Source organism: Corallococcus sicarius, assembly GCF_003611735.1.
Taxonomy (GTDB): domain Bacteria; phylum Myxococcota; class Myxococcia; order Myxococcales; family Myxococcaceae; genus Corallococcus; species Corallococcus sicarius.
This window is the reverse complement of record NZ_RAWG01000482.1, coordinates 1-4,944: the sequence shown is the minus strand read 5'-3', so window position 1 is coordinate 4,944 and position 4,944 is coordinate 1. Positions and strand designations below refer to the sequence as shown.

Genomic DNA, 4,944 nt, shown 5'->3' with positions numbered 1-4,944 from the left:
CTCCTCCCCTCTTCCCCCCATGCCCACGGACGTGCAGGTGACGCCCGTGCGCGGCGCGGCGGACCGGATGGCCTTCATCCGGCTGCCGTACGCCCTCTACCGTGATGACCCGAACTGGGTGCCGCCGCTGGAGATGGAGCGGAAGGACTTCCTGGACCCGAAGAAGAACCCCTTCTTCGACTACGCGGAGGTGGAGCTGTTCCTCGCGCGGCGGGGTGCGGAGGTGGTGGGCCGGGTGGCGGCCATCAAGAACCCGCGCCACATGGAGGTGCACGGCACCAAGGAGGGCTTCTTCGGCCTCTTCGAGTGCGTGAACGACGCGGGCGTCGCCCGGGGGCTCTTGGACGCCGCCAGCGCGTGGCTGAAGGCGCGCGGCATCGACCGCGTGCTGGGGCCGGCCAACTTCTCCAGCAACCAGGACTGGGGCCTGCTCGTGGAGGGCTACGACACGCCCCCCGCGCTGATGATGCCGTACAACCCCGCGTACTACCTGGGGCTCCTGGAGACGTGCGGCTTCACCAAGGCGAAGGACCTGTGGGCGTGGGAGCTGTCCGCGTCCGCGGCGCCGCCGGAGAAGGTGGCGCGCATCGCGGAGAAGATCCGTCAGCGCGACGGCATCACCGTGCGCCCCGTGAGCCTGAAGGACTTCCCCGCGGAGATCGCCCGCATCAAGGAGATCTACAACTCCGCGTGGGAGAAGAACTGGGGCTTCATCCCCATGACCGAGCGCGAGTTCGACCACATGGCCAAGGAGATGAAGGCCATCGTGCGTCCGGAACTGGTGCTCATCGCGGAGGTGAAGGGAGAGCCCGTCGCCTTCTCCATGACGCTGCCGGATGCCAACGAGGCCTTCAAGGCCGCGAACGGGCGGCTCACCACGTTCGGCCTGCCCATTGGTCTGGTGAAGCTGGTGCTGGCGTCACGGCGGCTCAAGCGGCTGCGCCTGCTCACGCTGGGCATCAAGGAGGGCTTCCGGCGCCGCGGCCTGGACGCCATCCTGTACCTGGACACCCTGCGCACCGCGAAGGCGCTGGGCTACACGGGCGGGGAGATCTCCTGGACGCTGGAGGACAACCACCTGGTCAACCGCGCCATCGAGTCCATGGGCGGCCAGCACTCCAAGACGTACCGCGTGTTCCAGCGGCCCGTCTGAGCAGCCCCCCCTGACGCCACCGCGAAATCCTTCCGCCCGGGCGCCCTGCCCCGGACGGAAGGAACAACCCCGGCGGCCTGACTACTTCGCCTGCGGGGCCGCGCCCGTCGCACCGGCGGCGGTGTCCTTCACGGAGGCCGCGCTGGTGCTGGCGTTCTCCTTCTCCAGCTGGGCGCGCTTGGACTTCAGCGTGGACATCAGCCCGTCGAAGCCCTTCGTCTGGAGGATCTTCCGGAACTGCCCGCTGTACGTCTCCACGAGGGAGACCTCGTCGGTGATGACGTCGTAGATGCGCCAGTCCGTCTTGGCCGACGTGCGGTACAGCTTGTAGTCCACGGGCACCTGGTCCGTCTTCACGGTGAGCTGGGTGTCGACCGTGGCCTCGTTCCCCTGCACGCTCTCCTTACCGTACTTCACGTCCGCCTTCGCCTGGCCGATGGCCTTCTGGGCGTACGAGGCGCGCAGCAGCCCCGTCATGGTGTCGGTGAAGTCCTTGCGCTGGGCAGGCGTGAGGCCCGTCCAGGCCTTCTCCCCGAGGGCGCGCCTGGCGAGCTCCTCGAAGTCGACGAACTTCTCCACCACGGACGCGAGCGACTGGACGGTGGCGCCAGGGGCATTGGCGGCCTTCTGGACGTCCGCGTTGCCCGACTTCACGACATTGAGCGGGCCCACGGGCGCGGCGGCGAGCAGCGTGGCGGCAAGCAGGGAAGCAATCATTTGGATGAAGCTCCGGGTTGAAGGACGCGTGAGACGACGCGTGAAACGACTGGAAGCCTGGAAGGGTTATTCATCCGTCGCCGGGACGGCACCCGTCACGCGCTGAAGGGAGGCAAGCCCCAGACGGACGTCGTGCCAGCTCTTGCCCCGCTCCGCGGAGGCCTGGGCCAGCGCGGTGAAGGCGTCCACCAGCTCGCGGGTGTCACCGGTGCCCAGGTCGAACGCCGCGTAGGCGGCCGTGGCCCAGCGCTTCGCGTTCTTCTCCGCCTCGGTGAAGGACTTCGCCCGGGAGTAGGCGGCGACGAGCTGGCTCTGGACCTGCGTGACTTCCAGCTGGATGCCGGCCTTGAGCGTCTGTTCCTGCGCGCGCAGCTTGTCCAGCTCCGCGCGGGCCTGCTCCAGCTGCGCGTCCTTGATGGGGATGTCGAAGGTGCCGCGCAGCACGAGGCCCAGGCCCGCGGTGCGGTCGTTGAACGGGTCGTACGCGAACTGGCTGCGCTGGCGCGTGGCGCTGCTCGTCCAGCGGATGTCGTAGAAGCCCGCGAGCCCCAGGTCCGGGTAGTAGCTGCGCTCGCGGATGAGCACTTCCTGCTCCCGCGCGATGATGCCGGCGGTGATGGCCTTCAACTCCGGACGCCGCTCGCTGGCCTCCCGCAGCGCGGTCTCCAGGTCGGGCAGCTTCACGTCCTCGCGCAGGGGCAGGTCCTCCTCCACCACCTCCACCGGCTCGTCCGGGGCGGCGCTGGCCAGCAGCCGGATGGCGGTGAGCGCGAACTGTTCCCCCTGCACGGCGCTGGCGCGCTGCGACTCCACGAGCTGGCGGAAGTACCCAAGCTTGTATGTGTCCAGCTTCGACACCTGATCCGAGTCCTCCTTGAGGAGGGCGTCGATGCGGTCGCTCGCGTCCTTGAGGCGCTTGGCCACGTCCTCCATCTGCTTCAGGCCGGCTCGCGCCAGTTGGTAGCCGTAGTACGCCTGCGCGGCCTGGAAGCCGGCTTCCGCGCGCACGCGCTCGCGCAACGCCGCACCGACGATGGGCCCCTGCGCGCCCGCCTTCTCCAGCGCGGTCAGCTTGCCGAACGTGTACAGCGGCAGCACCGCGTTGCCGGTGGAGAACACCGTCACGCCCACGTTGCCGAAGTTCCAGTCGCCCTCCAGCGACGCCTCCGTGGTGGGCGGGCCACCCAGGCCATTGTTGCGCGCCTCGGGGACGGGGCCACCCGCGCCCAGGGTGATCTCGAACTTGGGAAACCACGCCCACTTCGCCTGCTGGTACAGCGCCTGGAACTTGCGCAGCTCCGCGCTCGCCTCCGCCACACGCGCGTCCTGGGTGCGCGCCCGCGCCACCAGCCGGGCCAGGGTGATGGGCCCCTTGGGCGGCGTCGTGCCGGCCCGGGCGCCCGGGGCCCGGGCCACCTCGGACGCGCTGTCGCCGGGCGGACCTTCGCCGGAGACGTCGTTGCCCGGGGCGTTGTCGCCAAGGCCTCCTTCCGCGGCGCCCGGCGTGCCGACAGCGGGCGTTCCTGTTCCTGCCTTGGGGGCTGCCGCGCCCGGCGTGCCCTGCATCGTGGTGGACGTCTTCGGCGCGGTGGTGGTGGCGCTCTGGGCGGCATTGCCGGCTTCGGCCGCCTGCCCGGGATTCACCGGCGAGGGCCCCGGCGGCAGCGCCGAACCGGAGCCCGAGGTGGAGCTACCCGGCCTGCCCTGACTTCCCGAGGTGCCCGGCGAGGGGATGGTGGCCGGTGACAGGTTGCCGGGAGAGGGGGCCGCGGTGCCAGGAGCCCCTGTCCCCGGAGCGTTCGAGGGGGCGGTCGTGGGAGAGAGCTGCGCGCCCGCAACGCCTCCGGTAAGCAACATTGCCACTGCGACGACCCTGGTGACTTCTCTGCCCATACTGTGGTCCGCCTCGTGTGCGGCGGGCATATCTGGAAGCCTGCGGCGGCGCAGCATTTCTGTGTACGGATGCGCACCTGCGGATGTCGGCTTCCGCCCAGTCCGGCGCGCGCGTATCGCGCGTGACAATCGCGGACATTCATTTCAGATGAAGCTTGGTCGGCGCGCGGAGGGGTCGCAGAATCGCGCGCCGGTTTCGACGCCTTCCTTCAAGGAAAACCCCATGGCCTACACCGACCGCGTCAAGCAGATCCTCTCCTGGTACCCCTCCGACAACCCCGGCACGCTGACGAACCTGGCGCGGCTGCTGAACACGGGCACGCTCGCGGGTACCGGCAAGCTCGTCATCCTCCCGGTGGATCAGGGCTTCGAGCACGGTCCCGCGCGCTCGTTCGGCCCGAACCCCGCCGGCTATGATCCGGACTACCACGCGCAGCTGGCCATCGAGTCGGGCTGCAACGCGTACGCGGCGCCGCTGGGCTTCCTGGAGGCCGTCGCGGGGAAGCTCGCGGGTGAGATTCCCCTCATCCTCAAGGTGAACAACTCCGACTCGCTGGCCAAGACGGCCGCGCCCATGTCCGCGGTGACGTCGTCCGTGAAGGACGCGGTGCGCCTGGGCTGCGCGGCGGTGGGCTACACCATCTACCCGGGCTCCGCGGCCCGCAACGAGCAGTACGAGGACCTGCGCGACATCATCGCGGAGGCCAAGTCCTACGGCCTGCCCACCGTGCTCTGGGCCTATCCGCGCGGCGCCCTGTCCAAGGAGGGTGAGACGGCCATCGACGTGGTGGCGTACGCGGCGCAGATCAGCGCGCAGCTGGGCGCGCACGTCATCAAGGTGAAGCCGCCCACGGACTTCCTGGAGCAGCCGGAGGCGAAGAAGGCCTTCGAGAAGGCCAACATCGCCACCAAGACGCTGGCGGACCGCGTGCGCGAAGTCGTGCGCTCCGCGTTCAACGGCAAGCGCATCGTCATCTTCTCCGGCGGCGAGTCGAAGGAGACGTCCGCGCTCATCGACGACATCCGGCAGATCCACCAGGGTGGCGGCTTCGGCTCCATCATGGGCCGCAACGCGTTCCAGCGTCCGCACGCCGAGTCCATCAAGCTGCTCAAGGACGTGATGAACATCTTCGCGGGCAAGTAGCCCCCAGGCCGGCTGCCCACGCCCGCCGTCCGCCCCC

At 69.6% G+C, this 4,944-nt stretch carries 4 protein-coding genes; 2 read left to right on the top strand and 2 right to left on the bottom strand.

Features of this window, described 5'->3' with window-relative positions; genetic code table 11:
- The first annotated feature begins 19 nt into the window (after positions 1-19).
- Positions 20-1,153, top strand: coding sequence for a GNAT family N-acetyltransferase (locus tag D7X12_RS39245; RefSeq protein ID WP_120630267.1), 1,134 nt, complete (start codon positions 20-22; stop codon positions 1,151-1,153).
- Positions 1,154-1,234: 81 nt separating this feature from the next.
- Here the strand turns inward: D7X12_RS39245 and D7X12_RS39240 are convergent, their stop codons facing one another.
- Complete coding sequence (locus D7X12_RS39240) at positions 1,235-1,870, bottom strand: MlaC/ttg2D family ABC transporter substrate-binding protein (RefSeq protein ID WP_120630266.1); 636 nt, start codon at positions 1,868-1,870, stop codon at positions 1,235-1,237.
- A gap of 66 nt (positions 1,871-1,936) precedes the next feature.
- Positions 1,937-3,763 (bottom strand): TolC family protein, encoded by a 1,827-nt coding sequence (locus D7X12_RS39235; RefSeq protein ID WP_208719578.1) that lies wholly within the window; start codon positions 3,761-3,763, stop codon positions 1,937-1,939.
- Between the two features lie 223 nt (positions 3,764-3,986).
- Between D7X12_RS39235 and D7X12_RS39230 the strand changes: the two genes are divergently transcribed.
- Positions 3,987-4,907: a class I fructose-bisphosphate aldolase gene (locus D7X12_RS39230; RefSeq protein WP_120630265.1), complete on the top strand. Its 921-nt coding sequence runs from the start codon at positions 3,987-3,989 to the stop codon at positions 4,905-4,907.
- The last annotated feature ends 37 nt before the right edge of the window (positions 4,908-4,944 follow it).

Excerpts from the sequence above, each read along its gene's own strand:
- D7X12_RS39230 (WP_120630265.1), top strand. The coding sequence starts at position 3,987 with ATGGCCTACACCGACCGCGTCAAGCAGATCCTCTCCTGGTACCCCTCC.
- D7X12_RS39245 (WP_120630267.1), top strand. The coding sequence starts at position 20 with ATGCCCACGGACGTGCAGGTGACGCCCGTGCGCGGCGCGGCGGACCGG.
- D7X12_RS39240 (WP_120630266.1), bottom strand. The coding sequence starts at position 1,870 with ATGATTGCTTCCCTGCTTGCCGCCACGCTGCTCGCCGCCGCGCCCGTG.
- D7X12_RS39235 (WP_208719578.1), bottom strand. The coding sequence starts at position 3,763 with ATGGGCAGAGAAGTCACCAGGGTCGTCGCAGTGGCAATGTTGCTTACC.